The sequence below is a fragment of the Paenibacillus cisolokensis genome (assembly GCF_018403665.1).
In the GTDB taxonomy this organism is placed as follows: domain Bacteria; phylum Bacillota; class Bacilli; order Paenibacillales; family Paenibacillaceae; genus Paenibacillus_AH; species Paenibacillus_AH cisolokensis.
In genome coordinates this window covers 35,983-54,883 of record NZ_BOVJ01000172.1, presented here as the reverse complement: position 1 = coordinate 54,883, position 18,901 = coordinate 35,983, and the positions used below count along the sequence as shown (strand labels likewise).

Annotated in this window: 16 protein-coding genes and 3 pseudogenes; 3 read left to right on the top strand and 16 right to left on the bottom strand. The window is 58.2% G+C overall.

Annotated elements, in window-relative coordinates:
- The first annotated feature begins 24 nt into the window (after nt 1-24).
- Together PACILC2_RS21960 and PACILC2_RS21955 are read left to right on the top strand one after the other, a co-directional pair.
- Nucleotides 25-657 (top strand): iron-containing redox enzyme family protein, encoded by a 633-nt coding sequence (locus PACILC2_RS21960; protein WP_062494910.1) that lies wholly within the window; start codon nt 25-27, stop codon nt 655-657.
- Between the two features lie 19 nt (nt 658-676).
- Entirely contained in the window at nt 677-1,123 is a 447-nt protein-coding gene (locus PACILC2_RS21955) for a hypothetical protein (RefSeq protein ID WP_213530834.1), read from the top strand.
- A 150-nt stretch (nt 1,124-1,273) separates the two neighbouring features.
- Here the strand turns inward: PACILC2_RS21955 and PACILC2_RS28940 are convergent, their stop codons facing one another.
- From PACILC2_RS28940 to PACILC2_RS21910, 11 genes and pseudogenes are all read right to left on the bottom strand, one after another.
- The gene (locus PACILC2_RS28940) at nt 1,274-1,723 is read right to left on the bottom strand and encodes an MMPL family transporter (RefSeq protein WP_307860680.1); all 450 of its coding nucleotides are present in this window, start codon (nt 1,721-1,723) and stop codon (nt 1,274-1,276) included.
- A complete protein-coding gene (locus PACILC2_RS21950; protein ID WP_307860679.1) occupies nt 1,714-4,464 on the bottom strand; it encodes an MMPL family transporter in 2,751 nt (916 codons plus the stop codon). The genes PACILC2_RS28940 and PACILC2_RS21950 overlap by 10 nt, the downstream gene beginning before the upstream one ends.
- Nucleotides 4,461-4,919, bottom strand: coding sequence for a MarR family transcriptional regulator (locus PACILC2_RS21945; RefSeq protein ID WP_213530832.1), 459 nt, complete (start codon nt 4,917-4,919; stop codon nt 4,461-4,463). The genes PACILC2_RS21950 and PACILC2_RS21945 overlap by 4 nt, the downstream gene beginning before the upstream one ends.
- A gap of 73 nt (nt 4,920-4,992) precedes the next feature.
- A complete protein-coding gene (locus tag PACILC2_RS21940; RefSeq protein ID WP_213530830.1) occupies nt 4,993-5,148 on the bottom strand; it encodes a hypothetical protein in 156 nt (51 codons plus the stop codon).
- Nucleotides 5,149-5,311: 163 nt separating this feature from the next.
- Nucleotides 5,312-6,106 carry a LutC/YkgG family protein gene (locus PACILC2_RS21935; protein ID WP_244863728.1) on the bottom strand — a complete coding sequence of 265 codons (795 nt, stop codon included), beginning with the start codon at nt 6,104-6,106 and terminating at the stop codon, nt 5,312-5,314.
- On the bottom strand, nt 6,103-7,302 hold the full coding sequence (locus PACILC2_RS21930) for a LutB/LldF family L-lactate oxidation iron-sulfur protein (protein ID WP_307860678.1): 1,200 nt from the start codon (nt 7,300-7,302) through the stop codon (nt 6,103-6,105). The genes PACILC2_RS21935 and PACILC2_RS21930 overlap by 4 nt, the downstream gene beginning before the upstream one ends.
- Nucleotides 7,299-7,610, bottom strand: a complete 312-nt coding sequence (locus PACILC2_RS28935; RefSeq protein ID WP_307860677.1) for a hypothetical protein — start codon at nt 7,608-7,610, stop codon at nt 7,299-7,301. The genes PACILC2_RS21930 and PACILC2_RS28935 overlap by 4 nt, the downstream gene beginning before the upstream one ends.
- Nucleotides 7,607-8,338, bottom strand: a complete 732-nt coding sequence (locus PACILC2_RS21925) for a (Fe-S)-binding protein (protein WP_062497144.1) — start codon at nt 8,336-8,338, stop codon at nt 7,607-7,609. Before PACILC2_RS21925 ends, PACILC2_RS28935 begins: the two co-directional genes overlap by 4 nt.
- A 135-nt stretch (nt 8,339-8,473) precedes the next feature.
- Complete coding sequence (locus PACILC2_RS21920) at nt 8,474-9,208, bottom strand: FadR/GntR family transcriptional regulator (protein WP_213530843.1); 735 nt, start codon at nt 9,206-9,208, stop codon at nt 8,474-8,476.
- A 187-nt stretch (nt 9,209-9,395) separates the two neighbouring features.
- On the bottom strand, nt 9,396-10,358 hold the full coding sequence (locus tag PACILC2_RS21915; protein WP_213530828.1) for an aldolase catalytic domain-containing protein: 963 nt from the start codon (nt 10,356-10,358) through the stop codon (nt 9,396-9,398).
- A gap of 191 nt (nt 10,359-10,549) precedes the next feature.
- Nucleotides 10,550-11,364, bottom strand: a pseudogene (locus PACILC2_RS21910) (ZIP family metal transporter).
- 212 nt (nt 11,365-11,576) lie between these two features.
- On the opposite strand from PACILC2_RS21910, the pseudogene mgrA reads away from it, so the two are divergent.
- A pseudogene (gene mgrA / locus PACILC2_RS21905) lies at nt 11,577-12,568 on the top strand (L-glyceraldehyde 3-phosphate reductase).
- 219 nt (nt 12,569-12,787) lie between these two features.
- Here the strand turns inward: mgrA and PACILC2_RS21900 are convergent.
- The 5 genes and pseudogenes from PACILC2_RS21900 to sigI form a co-directional block, all read right to left on the bottom strand.
- On the bottom strand, nt 12,788-14,305 hold the full coding sequence (locus PACILC2_RS21900; RefSeq protein ID WP_213530826.1) for a leucyl aminopeptidase: 1,518 nt from the start codon (nt 14,303-14,305) through the stop codon (nt 12,788-12,790).
- Between the two features lie 55 nt (nt 14,306-14,360).
- Nucleotides 14,361-15,730, bottom strand: a pseudogene (locus PACILC2_RS21895) (ATP-binding protein).
- 3 nt (nt 15,731-15,733) lie between these two features.
- The gene (locus tag PACILC2_RS21890) at nt 15,734-16,138 is read right to left on the bottom strand and encodes an ATP-binding protein (RefSeq protein WP_062494931.1); all 405 of its coding nucleotides are present in this window, start codon (nt 16,136-16,138) and stop codon (nt 15,734-15,736) included.
- 126 nt (nt 16,139-16,264) lie between these two features.
- Entirely contained in the window at nt 16,265-17,956 is a 1,692-nt protein-coding gene (locus PACILC2_RS21885) for an anti-sigma factor domain-containing protein (protein ID WP_213530824.1), read from the bottom strand.
- Nucleotides 17,953-18,765 carry an RNA polymerase sigma factor SigI gene (sigI, locus tag PACILC2_RS21880; RefSeq protein WP_307860676.1) on the bottom strand — a complete coding sequence of 271 codons (813 nt, stop codon included), beginning with the start codon at nt 18,763-18,765 and terminating at the stop codon, nt 17,953-17,955. Before sigI ends, PACILC2_RS21885 begins: the two co-directional genes overlap by 4 nt.
- Between the last annotated feature and the right edge of the window lie 136 nt (nt 18,766-18,901).

Here is an 18,901-nt window from a genome sequence, read left to right as displayed (position 1 = left end):
ACATACTATACGAGGAGTGATGAAATGACGTCCAATGCTGCTGAAGTTGTCGAGAGCATCAAGGAAATCATCGACAGCGAGCTGGCAAGAGTGAAGAAGGAAAACCCTTTTTTCCGCCAGTTTCCAAAGGAAGCGAAGGCCGAGCATTTCAAGTGGTGCAGACATCTGTATCATCTGTCGAAACATTTTGGCGAGCTGCTGAAGCTTCGCTGGGAACGGTTTCCGGATGTCGGGCACGATGTGTTCTCCACCCATTACGAGGAAGAGAAAGACCACGCCGAGATGCTGCGCAAATGGATGATCGGCATCGGCCTGGAGGATCCCGAGCGATCGCTGCCGAATTATGAAACGGAGCATTTTATTTCCCTTCAATATCGTGCCGTCGCTTCGATGAGCGAGCAGATGTCGCTGCTCATTATCAACAGCACGAGCGAAGGCTTCGCCCACGCCGTATACCTGCACGCTTACGGCATCCTGAAGGAAATCGGTTTCGACAACCTGGAATATTGGGCGATTCACTGCGAAGCCGATGAAGAGCACAGCGACGTCTACCATCTCATCGGAGGCATGACCGACAAGGAGTTGCGGGAAGCGAAGCATCTTGTCAAATATACGTGCGACACATTGGACAAAATGCTCGCCTCCTGGTTCGAATAAGGAGGAGCAAGCTGGCATTATGGCATCAAATCTCAGACAGAAATTTATTCATCACATCGACAAAGCAAACGAAGTATTCGCCTGGCAAGTGCTCGACAGCCTGACGACGGAAGAAGCGACCGAAGCGGCCGACATTATCGTCCGCTCGGTGAAAGGATTCGCCCCCGTCAAACCGAAGCTGCTCGTGGACAACCGCTTTATGATCCGCAACGGCCGGGCGATCGTATTTTCGCCCGAAGTGAACGACATATGGGAAGATGCGCAGCGCACCGTATTTCCGCTCGTTTCCAAGGTCGCGGTGCTGTGCAGCGGCGCCATTATGAAAATGCAGATGGACCGCATCTCCCGCAATTCGGAAATTGCCCGGGTGAGCCAAAGCTTCTGGAACGACGACGATAGCGTGATGCTCCGCGAAGCGTTCGAATTTCTCGGCATCGCCGCGAACGACATCGTCAAACCGAGATAACGGCTCATAAGACAGCGTTCGCCGGACGGGCCGGACTGCGGCCGGCAGGTGAAACAAGCGCCCGATTCGCTTGCATGCGGATCGGGCGCTTTCTGCTTTCTGCTTTCTGCTTTATGCTTTGCCGCTTCCGCCGGGCGGAATGTCCCTCGCTCAGACGTCCTGCACGGTCCGTCCGGAAGCGGCCGGGCTTTCGTCGGCCAGCCGTTCGCCGCTTCTCATGAACGGCCACCAGTTCGCCTCGCCGAACGTGCGCACCATGACCGGAATGAAGAGCGGCAGCATGACGAGCGCGTACAGGAACAGGCCGACGAGAACGATCGTGGCGATTTGCAGCAGCGACAGCACGCCGGAAGGAAGCATCGCCGCGAACGTTCCTCCAAGGATGACAGCGGCGGAAATAATGACGCCCCCCATCTTCTTCATGGCAGTCAAAATCGCTTCTCCGGGCGGCAAGTGCCGGTATTCCTTAAACCGGCCCATCAAGAAAATGCTGTAGTCGACGCCGAGCGCCATCAGCATCACGAAGCCGAAGAACGGAACCGCCCAACTGATGCCGCTGTATCCGAGCAGATGGACGAAAATCGCTTCCGTCACCGCCATCGACGTGAAAACGTCAGCAGCAGCGACAGCATGACATAGATCGGAATGACGACAGAACGGAACAGCAAAATGAGAATGAGCGAAATCGCCGCAATAACGACCACGACCGTCCGCGAGTAGTCTTCTCCGGATACATGGCTGAGGTCGTTGTTCATGCTCGATACGCCCCCGACCGCAATTTCCGCGCCTTCCAGCGGCGTATCCTTGATGCCGCGTTTTACGGCCTCCTTCACCAGATCGATCGTACCGAGCATCCGTTCATCGTACGGGTTGCCGTCCAGCACGACCTGGAAGGTCGTCATCGTGCGATCGGCGGACATATACGTATCGAGTATCGTCCGGAACTGTTCCGATTGAAGCGCTTCGTCCGGCAAATACCATCCGCTCAGATCGTTGTCGCGCTCCCCGGCCAGACCGTTCAAATAACTTCCCGCCTCCGACAACCCGCCTTTAATTTGCAGCAGTCCGTCAGCGCTTTGCGTCAGTCCTTTCGTCAGCTCCTCAAGCTGGCCGTTCAGCTCGACAAAACCGTCTTGCAGCTCTTTCTGCCCCTCGATCATTTGATCGAAGCCGTTCGTCATCGATGTCATTTCGCCGACGATTCGCCCTTGGCCGGCAGCCGCCCGGGCGATCCCCCGCTGCAGCTCGCCGATGCCGGCGGTCAGTGCCCGCAGTCCCTTCGCCAGTTCCGCCTGGCCGGCGGACGCCTGACGGAATCCGGCATTGGCCTGATTCAGCCCGGACGCAATGCCGGACAACTGCTCGTTCAGCTGCGCAAGACCGTCGCCGAGACGCGAAGCGCCCTGCTCGAGCTCGGATACGGCGCCCTGCAGCGCAATAAAATCTTCGTCCGATTGCAGATCGGGATATTTCCGGGCGAGACCGCTGAGCCCCTGTCCGACCCGGGCCAGGCCGTCCGATAGTCCGGCAGCCTGCTTCGCCGCTTCGCCGTATGCCCGCTTAAGCTGCTGCAGTCCGCCGCCGAGCTGCTCGTAGCTGCGCTGCAGCTCGGCCGCTCCTGCGGCCAGCTGTTCGGCGCTGTCCTGCGCCTGCTTCATGCCGGCGGCCAGCTCCGACGCGCCTTTGCTGCCGTCCTTCAGTCCGCTCTCGATCGCCTTGAGCGCATCCCCGAGCTGCACGACGCCTTGCTTCAATTCATTCGTTCCTGCAATCAGCTGCGACACGCCGCCTGCCGCTTCCTCCAGCTTCGGCGCATTCTCGCCGAGCGCCCGGCTCGCTTCGCTCAAGCCTTCGCCAATTTGTCCGAGCGCTTCCTCGCCTTCGCTGAGCCCGCTGCCGACCGTCTCCATCTGGTTCGCGACGCGGAAATCGTCCGGCGCGCTTCCGGTCGGCCGGGCGGCGCTGCGCACCGCGCTCACCCCGTCAACTTGCATCAGCTCCCGGCTGACGCGTTCGATCGCCGCCATTCCCTGCTGCGTGTCGAGCGGCACCTTCGCTTTCACGACCACCTCGGCGGGCATCGATTCCCCGGGGCCGAAGCTGTCCGCGATCGCGTTGAACGCTTTGACCGAATTGTATTTATCGCCGATTTCCTCCAGCGAATTAAAGGAGGTCAGTCCCTGATAAGCGGCCAGGAACGGCGCCGCCAGCACGGCGATCAGCACGAGCGCCCACAGCGGCCGGCGCAGCGAGAACCGGCCGACCGCTCCCCACAACGCGTTGTCCCGATGCTCCAGCTTCCCTCTGGACGGCCAGAATATCGCCTTGCCGAGCACCGCCATAAAGAACGGCACAAGCGTCACGAGCGCCAGCAGCATGACGGCAATGCCGACCGCTACGGCAACGGCGGACCGGTACAGCGAAAATGCGGACAGCCCGATCGAGGCGAAGCCGATTAGCACGACGGCGCCGGCATAAAGGACCGTTTTCCCCGCCGTCCGGTACGTTTCGACGATCGCTTCGGTCCGGTCCCGGCCGTGCGACAATTCTTCCTTGAAACGGCTGATCAGCAGAATGCAGTAATCGGTGCCGATCCCGAACAGAACCGCCACCAGAAAAATTTGCGTAAAGTTGGACAGCGGGAAATCGACCCAATCCACCAGATAGGCAACGACCGACTGGGATACCAGATAGCTGATCCCCACCGTCAGCAGCGGAATGAGCGGCGCGATAAACGAACGGAATACGATCAGCAAGATGACGAGCAATAGGATGACCGTTATCCATTCGGTTCTGTGCAAGCCGTCCTGGGAGCTCTGAATGACATCCTCGTTGATAAGCCATTCCGCCGTATAATAATGCTCCACGTTCACACCGGCCAGCGCTTCGTACAGATCGTCCCGCAACTCGGCGGCCGTCCGCCCGTCCGCCGCGGCGTTGACGATCGCCAGTACCGTCCGGCCGTCTTCGGCCGCGAACTGCTCCTTCAATTCCTCGTTGTCGAAATGAGTCAGAACCGAGGTGATGCCGTATGTATCCCGGCCTTCCTTCAGCAGCCCGATGCCGCGTTCGATCTCCTTCCAGTCCTCGTCGCGCAAACCTTCATCCCGGTGAAAAACGAGAACCGCCGATATCTCTTTCTCGCCTTCCCCTTCCGACCCGCTCGCCTTGAATTCCGCGAGCAGTTCGCCGGCCACGGAAGACGAATAGCCTTCCGGTAACGTAATCTGCCCTTTGTCCCGCACGAGGGCCGCCATGTCCGGCGCGCCGGCGGCCAATGCCGCCGCTGCGGCGATCCACAGCGCCAGAATCAGCCATCTCAGCTTGACGACGGTTTTCATTCCCTGTTTCTCCTCTCGTCCTCCGCCATGACGGCGGCAAGCTTCTCATACGTTTCGATAAAACCGAGCGCTTCCTTTTCCTCGAAATACCCGATATACCCGGCCAGCATCCGGCCGATCGCCGCTTTGCAATCCGCAACCATCCGCTTGCCCTCCGGCGTCAAATAAAGCCAGATAATTCGCCTGTCGCGATCGTCCGGCTTCCGGCCGACCAGCCCTTTGTCGACGAGCCGCGTCACGATGGCCGTTATGGCGCTTTTGCCGACGCACATAAATTCCGCCAAATCGGACGAATGGCATAGTTGCCGGCTCTCGATGTAGCGGAGCACGCCATACTGCTCGATCGTGAGCTGGGCGGGCATCCGGTCGCGCAGGATGACGTGCAGGCTCCGGTTGACGGAGAACGTCGCCATTTCGTAGCGCTCGATCAGCTGCTCCAGCATGTTGCCGTCCATACATCCTCCCTCTCCGTCTGTTTCTCTTGTCCCAATTCGTTCACCTATGATACAGTTTCATTATTGAACTATATCACAGCAACAGCCCGCTTTCAACCAATCGCGACAGATCGGCCGCGCTCCATATTTCCGCATACCAGACGCCCGAGTCGTCGCCGTCCGGGTCGTCCAGATGAGCGTCCAGCAGTTTTCCGGCATCCCCGCCGCCAGCCCGGACGGCTTTATCCATTGATAATCCCCCGCTTCATGCGTTCGCTCCCGGGTTCGTTCATTGTCCGGTTCGCCCGATTTGCATGAATCATCCGCCAAAAACGCGAACGGACTGCGCGCCCTGCAAGGCCGCAGTCCGTCTTCTTCTTGCCGCTTTGCCGCTGTCCTGCGGCAAGCTCGGGTCACGGGCGAATAATGACCGCGTATACTTTGCCGGGGCCGTGTATGCCGATCGTCAAATCGTTCTCGATATCGGCGCTGCGGCTCGGTCCCGTAATCAGGTTCAGCGATGACGGCATCGACTCCAACGTCGGATGCGCCGCCTTGAAACGTTCGAAAGCCTCGCCCATGCGCGTAACGAGCTGGTCGGCGCGGAATACCGCCAGCAGCGCGTCCGTCAGCAGACTGACGGAGCGGCCTTTGCCGCCATGGCTGAACAGCGCCAGCGTCGCGGTGTTCGCGATCGCGACATCCGGCCAGACGATGCCGAGCCGGCACGTCTCGGCCGCCCGCAGCAATGCGGAACGGCGCGCCCAATTGCCCGCCGCTCCGGACGAATCCGGATTTGCGCCGCCGTCCGCAAGACCGGCGATTTCGGCGCCGTCCGGCCGCCACGGCAGCACGGCGATGCCGTCTTCGGCCAGCGTCTCGTCCAGTCCGAGCTTGTTCAGCTCGGGGTGATCCCAGCGCGCGGCGCGTTCGATGCCGTGCTCTTTGCAAATTTCCCGCGCATACGCCCCGATCGTCACCGCCGCCTCGGCTTCGCTCACAAGCAGCACTTTGCCGCTGAGCGCCATCCAGTTGCGGCTGAATTCCTCCACCAGCTCGTCCCCGTGCAGCTTGCGGTCGCGATAAAATTCCGGCACGCCCTTCAGCATGCGCGCCGGCGCCTCGCGAAGCGGCTCGCTTCGTCCGAGCCGGCGGGCAATATTTTGCATGAATGCTTCCTTCCCCATCATCGTGCCCGGCTTCGTCATCGCTTCTCCTCCTTCCGGGTTCCGTTCGGAGCGGCGCCGTCTGTCTTGCGCTGCGCCAATTCCTGCTGCAGCTCCGCCCATCGGTCGCGGAACGAACGCTTCGGCAGCATCGGCATGAAGCGCGATTGCGTCCAGCCCGACAACGGCGGCGGACCGCTCTTGATCTTGCCCTCCCGCACAAGCGGCAGCTGGGCGTAGTAAGCCGACCGGGTCGCCAGCTTATACAGCGTAATGTTGCCGAACATGGTCGCGTAGGACTTGAATGCGATTCGCTCCGGAAGCGACGTCAGCTTCATCTTCACTTTGCGGTGGCGAAGATGGACGAGCATGTCGTGCAGCGGAATTTTGACGGGACACGCTTCGTAGCAAGCCCCGCACAGACTGGAAGCGTAGGCCAGCGTTCCCGCTTCCTTCATGTCCTGCTGCAGCAGCGGCGTCAGCACCGCGCCGATCGGACCGCTGTAGACGGTGCCGTACGTATGGCCGCCGACATGGCGGTAGACCGGACAGACGTTCAGGCAAGCCGCGCAACGGATGCAATTGAGCACTTCCTGGAATATCGGATCGCCAAGCTGATTGGAGCGTCCGTTGTCGAGAATGATGACGTGCAGCTCCTCCGGCCCGTCGAGATCCCCTTCCTGCTTCGGCCCCGTCAGAATCGACGTATACGTCGTCAGCTTCTGACCCGTAGCGCTGCGCGCCAGCATATTGAGCACCACTTCCAAATCTTCGAACGTCGGGACGAGCCGCTCCATCCCCATTACGACGACATGAACCTTCGGCAGCGTCGATACCATCCGTCCGTTGCCTTCATTGGAGACGAGCGTGATCGAGCCCGATTCGGCCACGCCGAAGTTGCAGCCCGTCAAGCCGATGTCCGCCTCCAGAAAATAATTCCGCAGCTTCTGCCGCGCATATGCCGCGAGCACCTTCGTCTCCGGCTCGAAAGGACGTCCGGCATCCTCCTCGAACAGCGCGGCAATCTGCGACTTGTTTTTATGAATCGCCGGAATGATCAGATGCGAGGGCGTTTCTCTGGCCAATTGCAAAATGTATTCCCCGAGATCGGTCTCGATCGCTTCGATGCCGCGCTCTTCGAGATGATGGTTGAGATGAATCTCCTCGGATACCATCGACTTGCCTTTCGCGACCAGCTTCGCCTTGTGCCGTTCGGCGATGCTCAGAAACGTCTTCACCGCTTCGCGCCCGTCACTGCAAAATAGACATGCCCGCCGCGCTTCTGCACATTGTCGGCAAACTGCCCGAGGTAATAATCCAAATGGCTGATCGTATGCGACCGGATCGCCCTGGCGCGCTCGCGCCACGCTTCCCAATCGCCCAGCATATCCGCCGCATCCAGCCTTCCCTTTCTCAGCTTATCCGTCGTAAAGGCGACCGCCTTGCGCAAAAACTCATCGCCCAGCGCCCGCTTCGCCCGGCTTTTCAGCCCCGAGCCGATCCGCTCGTCGGGATGCGCCGTTCCGGTTGCCGCCGAACCGCTCATCGGCTGTTCCTCCCTTCGTCCAGCACCTGTGCCAGATGCATGACGCGCACCGGCTTGCCTTCCTTGTTCAGCCTGCCGCCGATGTTCATCAGGCAGCCCATGTCGGTGCCGACCAGCACCTCCGCCCCGGTCTCGCAGACGCAGGCGGCCTTGTCGCACACCATCGCTTCGGACATATCCGCCATCTTCACCGAGAATGTGCCGCCGAAGCCGCAGCAGTCTTCCTTGCGGGGCAGCTCTTCATACTTCAAGCCCTCGATATGCTGCAAGAGCTTCATCGGTTCTTCCCGAACGCCGAGCAGCCGCATGGCGTGGCAGGACGGATGATACGTGACGCGGTGCGGAAATTTCGCTTTCAGATCGACGACGCCGAGCACGTTGACAAGAAATTGCGAAAATTCGTACGTCTTGGCCGTAAGCGCTTCCGCCTTCGCCAGCCATTCGGGATCGTCCCGAAATAAATGCGGATAATAATGATGAATCATACCCGTGCACGAGCCGGAAGGCGATACGACATATTCGCTGTGCTCGAAGGCGCGAATGATGCCGCGCGCCACTTCTCGCGCCTCGTCCTGGTAGCCGCTGTTGAACGCCGGTTGTCCGCAGCAGACCTGCATTTCCGGAAAATCGACGTCACAACCGTAATCGCTTAAAATCCGGACGACGCTCTCCCCCACTTCGGGGTAGAGGAGATCCGACAGACAAGTAATGAAGATCGAAACTTTCAATGCGGTCCGCATCCTTTCGTCTACGCTAAAGTCTGCAAAGGCCGTTTGCAGCATGTGACCTTCTTAATTATCAGGTTATCAGACATCTATCAAAAAAGAAAGAGGGGAGCGTAAAAAATAATAGCGTCTCCGCCGCTATCGGTCGCGCGGCTTCATGTCGCCCCCCAGATACCGGAGCAGCACCTGCTCGACATGATGCAGATGTTCCCGCATCCGCTCCTGCGCGGCCGCCGCATCGCCCGCCTTCACCGCTTCGAAAATGGCGGCATGCTCGCGCCACAGCCGGAGGGACACCTCTTTGCTGCTGTACATCTGAATGCGCCGGGTTTCCCGGATCGCCATCTCCATCTGCGACGAGATCGATTCGAGAAGCTTCACCATGATCGAATTGTGCGTCGCTTCCGCCAGCAGCCGATGGAACCGGATGTCGGCCGCTTCCCCCCGCTCCTCGTCGCCGATGCCGTCCTCCATGTTCGCCATAAGCTTCTCGAATTCGGCGACGTCGTCGGCCGTCCGCTTCTCGGCGGCAAGGGCGGCGTTGGAAATTTCCAGCGCCTTGCGCGCTTCCAGCAGCTCCAGCACTGTCTTACGGTTCAGCAGCAGCGATTCGAATTGCGTCAGCCGAAGATCGGCCGAATCCACCGAACGAACGAAGCAGCCCTCGCCGTGGCGGATTTCGATGAGTCCCATCGCTTTCAGCGCGCTGAGCGCTTCCCGCATCGTCGAACGTCCGACCTGAAACTGCTCCGACAGCTCCTTCGTCGACGGCAGTTTATCGCCGGCTTTCCAGCCGCCGCCGACAATATGGTCCTTCAACTGCTCGGCAATCAGCTCATAAACTTTTTTGGTCGACACTTTAGAAAACGCCATAGCCCCCTCCATTCCGCCGGATTCCGGCCTTACGGTCTCATGCCGCCTGCGGCAGTGTCCCTTCTGCGGCAGCCCTTCTGCGCAGTCCCGCCTGCGCAGTCCCGCCTGCGCAGTCACTTCTGCGCAGTCTCTCCTGCGGCAGCCGAAAGCCCGGGCAGCGCCCGGGCTCGATTTATACGGCAATGGCTTACTTGGAATGCGCGACTTCGGGTGTCGTCAGCTTGTCGTAGAAATCGACGCATTTGTCTTTGTCTGCGGAAGCGCGGAGCGCCATGGCGGAACGCGGATGCTCGTCCAGCATGCCGGTAATCATGTACGGAATAAGGTAGCCCCACTCTTCCTTCTCGCGGAGCGGAATCATATACTTCTCGATCATATCGAGAACGGGACGAACGTTGTACTTCGTATTTTGCAAATGCGCCACAAGCAGCTCCGTCGTGCAATTGCCCGCCGCCCGGCCCATGCCGTAAACGGAGGCGTCCAGCAACTCCACGCCTTTCTCGGCCGCCGTCAGCGTGTTGGCGAACGCAAGCTGCATATTGTTGTGCGTATGCACGCCAAGACGTTTATTCGGCAGATGGCTGCGGAACTTGTCCACCAAATATACGATGTCGTTCGGCTTCAGGCTGCCGTAGGAATCGACGATGTATACGACATCGACCACGCTTTCCCGGATCAGATCGAATGCCTCGACAAGCTGATTTTCCATGACGTTCGACAGCGCCATAATGTTGATCGTCGTCTCGTAGCCGCGGTCATGGAAGATTTGAACAAGCTCGAGCGCCTTGTCCACATCCTGGATGTAGCAGGCTACGCGGATCAGATCAAGCAGGCTTTCGCTGCGCGGCAAAATGTCGTTCTCGTCCACACGGCCGATATCGACGAGGGCGGACAGCTTCGTCCGGCCTTTGTTCGGGATGACTTTGCGCAGAAAGCCGTCGTCCAGAAACCGCCAGGGGCCGGCCGAATCGGCGCCCTTCAGCAGCTTCGGCGAGTTTTTGTAGCCGATCTCCATATAATCGACGCCGGCCTCGTTCAGGCATTGATACAAATACTGAACGAATTCGACGCTGAAATCCCAGTTGTTCACAAGGCCGCCGTCGCGGATTGTGCAATCGACGATTTTGCAATGGCTCGTTTTTGAACTCATATGCTGTTGCTCCTTTTCCGGTTACAAGTTATGAATGCTATATCTATTCATAATACTTGAAATGATACCGGAACGCAAAACATTTTGCAGACCATTGGCGGACAATCCGCATCGCAGCTTCATGCGGTAAAATCCCCTTCAGCCGGGCTTCCGGCCTGCCGGGCGAGGCATCGGAAGGCGTCGGCCCCGCTTCAGCCGAGCGCCACGTCCAATATCATCATAACCGCAAATCCGGTCATCAGGCTCATCGACGCCATGCTTTTATGACCGTGCTCCTGCGAGCTCGGAATGACTTCTTCGGCGACGACGAAAATCATCGCGCCCGCCGCGAAGCTGAGCGCATAAGGCAAGAGCGGCTCGATGAACAGGACGGCGGCCGCGCCGATAACGGCGGCGATCGGTTCGAACATCCCCGACAGCTGGCCGTAGAAAAAGCTGCGTCTGCGGGACATTCCTTCCCGGCGAAGCGGCATCGCCACAGCAGTGCCTTCCGGGAAATTCTGAATGCCGATGCCGAGCGCCAGCGCGAGGGCGCCGCTCAGCGAGGCGCCGCTCAGATCGGCCGCTACAGCCCCGAAGGCGACGCCGACCGCGAGCCCTTCGGGAATGTTGTGCAGCGTAATCGCCAGCACGAGCAACGTGCTGCGGCGGTTCATCAGCGGCCCGGTACGAGTGCCGGCCGTCACGGGCGCGTTCGGATGCTCGTGCGGCAAAACCGGTTGACGAGCCACAGAAACACGCCGCCCAGCATAAATCCCGTCGCTGCGGGAATCCAGGCGGGCAGCGGCCCCTCTTCTCCCATCTCGAGAGCGGGAGCGAGAAGCGACCAATAGCTGGCCGCAATCATGACGCCGCCGGCAAAGCCGAGCATCGCGTCCATAAACCTTTCATTGACAGTGCGCGTGAAAAAAACGAGCGAGGCGCCCACCGCCGTCATGAACCAGGTGAACAGCGTGCCCGCAAGCGCCTGCGTCACCGCACCGTGCGAAGCGAACCAGTCCCACATGCTCCATCATCAGCCCCTTTTCCTATCTGCTGCTCACCGCACGCCGCGGCTGGACATCGCCAGAGCCGCATCGACCGGCGGCGCCTACAGCAGAAGCAACTTCCCTTTCGTTTACTAACGAAACCGAATTTCAGTACTTACGTCATTCTTTCGCTTCGATTATAGTAAAAAGAGCATGATAAAGTCTATTTCTTAGATCCCGGAGGTATGATATGGTTTATTCGGCAAACGAGAAACGCTACGACAGCATGATTTACAACCGCTGCGGCCGGACAGGTCTGAAGCTGCCCGCCATTTCCCTCGGACTGTGGCATAATTTCGGCGGCATCGACACATTCGAGAACGGCCGTGAGATGATCCGCTATGCATTCGACCGCGGCATTACGCATTTTGATCTGGCCAACAACTACGGTCCGCCCCCGGGCTCCGCGGAAGAGATGTTCGGCAAGCTGTTGAAAAGCGACCTCGCTCCTTATCGGGACGAGCTGATCATTTCGACCAAGGCGGGCTATTACATGTGGCCGGGGCCGTACGGGGAGTGGGGCTCCAAAAATATCTCGTCGCCAGTCTCGATCAAAGCCTGAAACGGATGGGGCTCGATTATGTCGATATTTTCTACTCCCACCGGTTCGACCCGGAGACGCCGCTTGAAGAGACGATGATGGCGCTGGACGGCATTGTCCGGCAAGGAAAGGCGCTTTATATTGGCATTTCCAGCTATGATCCGGAACAGACGCGGCAAGCGATTTCCATTCTTAAGGAACTAGGCACGCCGCTTGCGATTCATCAGCCTTCCTATTCCATGCTGAACCGTTGGATCGAGGACGGACTGCAGGACGTGCTCGACGAGCACGGCGTCGGCAGCATCGCGTTCTGCCCGCTGCAGCAAGGGCTGCTCACGAACAAATATATACAGGGCATTCCAAGCGATTCCCGTGCGGCCAAGCCGTCGGGGGCGCTGCGTGAAAGCGACGTGAACGAGCGGACTCTCGCCAAAGTCCGCAAGCTTCGCGAAGTAGCCGAGTCGCGCGGCCAGTCGATCGCCCAGCTTGCCCTCGCCTGGGTGCTGCGCGGCGGACGCGTCACCTCGGCGCTGATCGGCGCAAGCCGCGTCAGCCAGATTGAGGAGAATCTGGGCGCGCTGAACAATCTGTCGTTCTCGGCGGAAGAGCTCGCGAAAATCGACGAAATTTTGAGCGAGTAAGCCGGAGTGGGACATGCGGACGGTGCATTGCTTCGCCTCTGCGGGCGGTGCATGATTTCTATTCGCCCGCATCGCGGCCGAAGCGCACCTGCAGGGCTCTATCCGACCGAGGCGTACCAGCGGCGCGGTCTTTAGCGTACCTGCCGTACCAGCAGGTCCCTATCCACTAGCGCCACACCAAAAAAACGGCATCCCCGTTGAAGGAGATGCCGTTTCGCATCAACTCGACGCCGTCGTCAGAAGCTCGGCGAGCGTGCGCACCATGACGCCGGTTGCGCCTTTCGGCTCCCAGCCGCGGCTCTTGTCCAGATAGGCCGTACCGGCAATATCCAGATGCACCCAGGGCTTTTCTTCGGCGAACTCGCCGATAAAGAGCCCTCCGGTAATCGTTCCCGCTTTGCGGCCGCCTGTATTTTTCAGATCGGCCGCATCGCTTTTCAACTGCTTGCGATACTCGCGATAGGACGGCAGCGGCCATATTTTTTCCCCGGTGCGGAACGAGGCGCGCATAATATTTTGCAGGAAAACTTCGTCGTTGGATACCGCGCCCGTCGCCACATCGCCAAGCGCTACCGTAACCGCTCCGGTCAGCGTCGCGACATCGATCAGCCGCGTAGCGCCCCGGCGGATCGCCGTCGTCAGGCCGTCGGCCAGTACAAGCCGGCCTTCCGCATCGGTATTCACCACCTCGACCGTCAGACCGTTCATCATGCGGATGACGTCTCCCGGCTTCAGCGCCCGGTCGGACGGCATATTCTCCGCGGCGGCAATAACGGCGACAACATTGACCGCCGGCTTCAGCTCGCCAATAATTTGCATGACGCCCAGCACAGCGGCTGCGCCGCTCATATCCGAGATCATGTTCTCCATGCCTTCGGCCCGCTTCAGCGATATGCCGCCGGTATCGAACGTAATGCCTTTGCCGACCAGTCCCCATCTTTCGTTATTTCCAGGCGCGCCCTCGTAATGAAGCACAATCATGCGGGGCGGGTTGACACTTCCTTGGCCGACGCCAAGCAATCCGCCCATGCCTTGCTCGGCCGCGCTCCATTCGTCGAGCACCTCGCATTCCAGTTCGTAGCGGGCCGCCAGCTCTTCGGCCTGCTCGGCCAGCCCTTCCGGCGTCAGCTCATTGCCCGGCGTATTGACCAGATCGCGCGCATAGCAGACCGCCTCCGCAAAAATCCGTCCGCGTTCGATCCCTTGCTTCCATAACTCGGCCCGCTTTCCGTCTTCCCCATCCCCTGCGACGGCAAATACGACGGTCGTCTCGGCCGGCTCCGCCGCTTCCTCGCGTTTGCGCGGCCGGCGCTCATATGCGCCAAGCACCCAGCCTTCGACCAGCGCCTGAAACGCCTGCGACGGCTCGCATTTGGATGTGCCGTCCACGGTCTTGGCAGGCAGCACGACCTGTACCCGATCCGCCTTCAGCCGTTTGACCGCCTTCGCCGCGGATGCCGCGGTCAGGCGGAGATCGTCGGCCGCATCGTCCAGACCGGCGAAGATGACGTAATCCGCCGGAAGGAGTCCGAATGTCGGCATCGTCTCCGTCTCGCCCGGCTCGGCCTTGAACAATCCTTTGGCGTACGAATTGCGAAGCGCGTCATCGATTTGCGGGTGAACCCATTCGGCGGCTTCCGCCGCCTCCCGCTGCAATTCGGATTTGGCGACCGGCCGGACAATCGCGGTTGCCCCTTGCGCCGAACCGGCTGAATCCAAACGGAATTCAAACTTCATTCTTCTACCTCCTCGAAACGAAAAGAATCGGGCTTTCTTCCCCGATTCTAACCATTTACATCAGCATTGGCAAATAAATATTGAACTCGGTCCCTTCCCCCGAAAGGCTGTTGACCCGTATCGACCCGCCGTGGTTGCGGATAATGCGATAGCTTACGGATAATCCGAGTCCGGTCCCGGCCTCCTTCGTCGTAAAAAAGGATCGAACAACCGATTCATCGTCGCCCGGTCCATTCCTTTACCGTTATCGCGAACCTTAATTTCCACGTATCGTCCCTCGCTGCGCGCCGACAGATCGATGCGGCCGCGTCTTTCCCCTTTGACGTCCTCGATCGCGTCCATAGCGTTGCGGAGCAAATTGAGCAGCACCTGCTTGACTTGCTTGACGTCGATCGATACTTTCATCTGATCGTATGTTTCGACGTGAATATCGCAATTTTTCATCAGCGCTTCGCTTTCGGTCAGCAGCGTCACTTCCTTGAGCAGCGCATCGACCTGAATCTCCTGCTTCATCGGAGCGGACGGCTTGGACGAATTGAGAAATTCATAAATAATGTCGTTCGCCCGATCGATTTCCGCGACGATAATGCGGGCGTATTCCTCCTTGCCGAGCTGCTGCAAATGCGGGCGAAGCAGTTGGATGAAGCCGCGGATGGAGGTGAGCGGATTGCGAATCTCGTGGGCGATCGCCGCCGCGATCTTGCCGAGCATCGCCAGCTTGTCGTTCTGATAGGCGGTCTGTTCGATTTGCTTGTACTCCGTCACGTCCTTGACGCTGATCAGATAGTCGCCGTCCAGTTGATCGCCGTAGGTGACCGTGACGAGCAAATGTCTGTCGCACGCATCCTGCAATTCATAGTAACGGCTCCGTCGCAGAAACATCTCTTTGTAAAGCCGCAAAATCATCCGCTTCGTTCCCCGCTTCAATTGCGGATGAAGAAGAATTTCGCGTATCGTGCAGCCGACCAGCGTCTTGCGGGGAATATCCAAAAGCTTGGCCATTTGCAGATTGATGAAAGAGAGGATGCCGTCTCCGTCAAACAGCGCAATGCCGCTGTCCATATGCTGCAGAACATTTTCGTACTTGTTTTTGACCATGACAAAAGAACGGTGGGATTGGAACAGCATTTCGCGCATTTCAGTGTATTTTTGTTCGGTAGATTTCTCGGGGTAGTTGCGGAAACGGTACGCGACCATCAATTCGATAAGAAAAATAAACGACCGGTTGTACAGTTGCAACGCTTCTTCTGATTCGACATTGGATACGAGCGTGTGCATGCATTCTTCGTGAATCGCGATAATTTCTTCCGGATGGATATCGTCCAGCAGCTTGCCCAGCTCCGTCGCCTCGTATAACGACGCTTCGCTGCCGCTGCGTATGTATTCGGCAAGCGTTGGAAAATAACGCTTACGAATCGCTTGCATCAATCATTCCTCCCCGGCAGCAAGCACGGACGAGGCAATCAACGCATCCCCGCAATGGGATGGTATAAGCCATTTGCGAGCGGTCGTCAGTGTCCACCTTATTCGATCGTTCTTAACCTCCAGAGCGTCGACTAATCGTTCGGCCCATGCCGAATCGAGTCTGCTCGGGCCTCTGTGATGCTCATACAACCGAACCTCTATCCCCGCTTCCTGCTTTCCTTTGCAAACCGGCTTGATGACCAAATGACCCTGTTCCGGCAGTTCAATCAGCTTTAACGACAGTTCCGAGATCGCAAATGCGATTCTGGTCTGTTCGACCAGTCCGAATCCAAGCGCTCTGGCAATCTCTCGCCCTTTTTGGCGGGCTTTGATTGCGTCTGCTGGCTTTCTGATATGGATGATGTCCATACATTCATCGCCTCCGCTCTCATCGCCTGCATACTATTAAAACTGACAATCCTTAATGTACACCTATCATAGAATTATCGCGCAAGAGGTGTCAACCGGAAAAACTGTCGAACTTTGTTTTTATTGTTAGCGTTTTACAATCGAGCAGAAGTCAAAAACAAGGTCGCAAATTGTTGTTTTCATGCCTTTTCTCATCTGCCTTGACGGCATATCGTTCCGAATTCCCAGATAATGGCCGGCGGGCGGTGCGTCATTTGTCGATTTCCGACTAACATCGTCGGTTTTCATTGTCTTTGTCCTCGTCATGATGGCCGTCTTTGTTCTCCCGATCCGTCTTTCGCTCCTTTGTCTTCTCCTTATCCAGATCCAAATGACGGCGGCTATCGTGATCCTGGGGAATGCCGGCCGGCCTGAAGTATTCTTTTCTTTCCGCATCGTCCTTTGCTTTCCGCTCCCTGCCCTCACAACAAGCCTCCCGGGCTTTCTTGCGGGCTTCTTCGGCCTTCTCTTTGAATGCCTCACGGGCTTTTTGCGGGCTTCTTCGGCCTTCTCCTTCATCGCTTCCCGGGCTTTCTCGCCGACCTTACCGTTAACGTTGTCTTTATTCTGGATGTTTTTATTCTGCGCCGGCCTAGTATTCTTCGAATGTTTGTTCGTTTTCTCGTCCGGCTTCAGCCGGACTTGACGCAGATCCGTATCCTGCTGGCGATTTTCCGTTTGCTTCTGCCCGTTCTTTGCCGTTCCTGCTTTCGCCCCTTGCGCATCCCGCCCGGTTTCTTTCCGGTCTTTCTCCTTCTTGTCGTTCTGTCGCGCTTCTCCTGTCTTCTGCGGCGGCTGTGCCTCTTTCCTGCCGAGCTCTTCCTTCGCGTCCGCCGGTTCGGGAGCGGCGGAGGCTATACCGGCCGACGGCTGCTTGCCGTCGTGTTCCGCTTTGGCGCCGGCCGTATCGCTTCCCGGATTAGCCTCTGCGGCCGTATGTTCCGACTCCAGCATCAGCCTCAACGCTTCCTTGGCCGAATCGTCCGTTCCGGAATGAATCGAGTTTTTCACAATCGCTTCGACGCCGCCCCATTCCGCGGCAATATCATGAATCGAAGTCGTCTTCAGTTCATCGATCCGCAAATCTTTGCCCTGGTATTTCGCCATCAGGTACAGCGCCATTCGCCCCGCCGATACGCCGTTTTGCTGGGCTTCATCCCGCAGCTCCTTCGGCGCATGGAGCGTCGTGAGCTGTATTTCCATCGACTCGTCCGCGAATATTCGCCGTATCGACTCGCGCACGGCATCGTTCACTTTGTCGGTCAATGCCAGTTCATAACCGGACTTGGCGGCGATGTCGGCGTCGACGACAATGCTCGTAATGACGATCTCTCCGCCGAAAGCGCGCGAAAAGCTCGTCTCTGCGACCCGCTCCATGACGACGGCGGCCACTTGCTCGACAGGTTTTCCTTTATAGGCTTTAGATGTGATGCTCGATACAACCTCGGCTCCGCTGTCGTTCAAACCGCGCAATTCCCATACCCGATCGTCCCGATCGATGCCGATTTCAATACTCGGATTGATATCCATATTCAAATAGGCGACAATCGGCTGCGCCGAGGTATGAGGGATGAAGGCGAGCGGCAAGGCAAGCAACAGCAGCAGCGCCGCGGCAGCTGCGGCATAAAACGGACGGCGGGATCGTGCGGAAGCGGGAGAAATGGCGATTTCCTGTCCGATTTGACAAGCCCCGGTCCGGCGCACTTTGCGGAATTCGCCATCACGGGTCATCACAATCAGATGCCGCTTGCCAAGCTGTACTACGATACCGCTTCTCATGTTCCTACTCCCTCCGCCGATTGTTCAGGCTGCAAATAAGCTTGTAAGTAAGGATATTTCCCGTCAAAAATGAGCGCGACCGCAATCAAATATTTGCGGTTTCGCTCTACTGTCTTGCGCGAAACGCCGGACAGCGCCGCCAGTTCCTTGACGGGCAGGCGTCCCTTTTTGCGCAGCGCCTCGAACAAGGGCCTCTCCTCGCAAAGCCGCTTGCCAATCTCAAACAACATTAACCGGGAATCCGCGTGCTTGGGCGAAGATTCCGCCAGCTCCTCGAACGAAATGCCGAACTCGGCCAGCTTGCGGCTGTATTCTTCGATTTCAAGACGGCGTTCCTCGGCTTCCCGCTCCAGCTGAAACCGCTCCAGCGCCTGCTGCGTTTCGATCGGATTGAGCGTCTGCTGGTCCTCATCCTCCGCATCAAAGCTGCTGTAAGGCACCAGATTCGCATGGCGCTGTTCCTTGCGTACGTGATCGATCAGCCTCCTCCGTATAACCGTCTCCGCGAAACCGAGAAATGAACGGCCCGCATCCTTGGCGTACTGTTGAATCGCCTCGTTAAACGCGGCAAGCGCGACGCTGAACTCGTCGTCGCGCGACGGATCGATATATCGTTTGCAGAACTTGCTCGTCACTTTCGCAATATACGGCTGATATTCAGCAATAAATTGATCTCTAAGGCTGTCGTCCCCTGCCTGAATGCAGTTGACGATCTCTTCCGGCGTACTCTTGTTTCGCTTTCCCGCCGATCCGGCGGAACCGGTCTTGCGTAAAAAGCGTTTAAACAAAACGAGCAGCAACCGTTCCACCCCACATTCACACCATTCGTCCGGGCAACGTCAAATCGGTCGGCCAGCGAAACGAAATCAAAAAAAACTCGTTCGATCTTCCTGCGACAAACGGACACTTGCTTCAAACCATAGAAAAAAAAGCCTCCGGAAGGAG

Coding starts and splice junctions, on each gene's coding strand:
- PACILC2_RS21950 (WP_307860679.1), bottom strand. CDS start 4,464: ATGAAAACCGTCGTCAAGCTGAGATGGCTGATTCTGGCGCTGTGGATC.
- PACILC2_RS21900 (WP_213530826.1), bottom strand. CDS start 14,305: ATGAAGTTTGAATTCCGTTTGGATTCAGCCGGTTCGGCGCAAGGGGCA.
- PACILC2_RS21945 (WP_213530832.1), bottom strand. CDS start 4,919: ATGGACGGCAACATGCTGGAGCAGCTGATCGAGCGCTACGAAATGGCG.
- PACILC2_RS21935 (WP_244863728.1), bottom strand. CDS start 6,106: ATGACGAAGCCGGGCACGATGATGGGGAAGGAAGCATTCATGCAAAAT.
- PACILC2_RS21955 (WP_213530834.1), top strand. CDS start 677: ATGGCATCAAATCTCAGACAGAAATTTATTCATCACATCGACAAAGCA.
- PACILC2_RS21915 (WP_213530828.1), bottom strand. CDS start 10,358: ATGAGTTCAAAAACGAGCCATTGCAAAATCGTCGATTGCACAATCCGC.
- PACILC2_RS28940 (WP_307860680.1), bottom strand. CDS start 1,723: ATGGCGGTGACGGAAGCGATTTTCGTCCATCTGCTCGGATACAGCGGC.
- PACILC2_RS21890 (WP_062494931.1), bottom strand. CDS start 16,138: ATGGACATCATCCATATCAGAAAGCCAGCAGACGCAATCAAAGCCCGC.
- PACILC2_RS28935 (WP_307860677.1), bottom strand. CDS start 7,610: ATGAGCGGTTCGGCGGCAACCGGAACGGCGCATCCCGACGAGCGGATC.
- PACILC2_RS21885 (WP_213530824.1), bottom strand. CDS start 17,956: ATGAGAAGCGGTATCGTAGTACAGCTTGGCAAGCGGCATCTGATTGTG.
- PACILC2_RS21960 (WP_062494910.1), top strand. CDS start 25: ATGACGTCCAATGCTGCTGAAGTTGTCGAGAGCATCAAGGAAATCATC.
- PACILC2_RS21940 (WP_213530830.1), bottom strand. CDS start 5,148: ATGGATAAAGCCGTCCGGGCTGGCGGCGGGGATGCCGGAAAACTGCTG.
- PACILC2_RS21920 (WP_213530843.1), bottom strand. CDS start 9,208: ATGGCGTTTTCTAAAGTGTCGACCAAAAAAGTTTATGAGCTGATTGCC.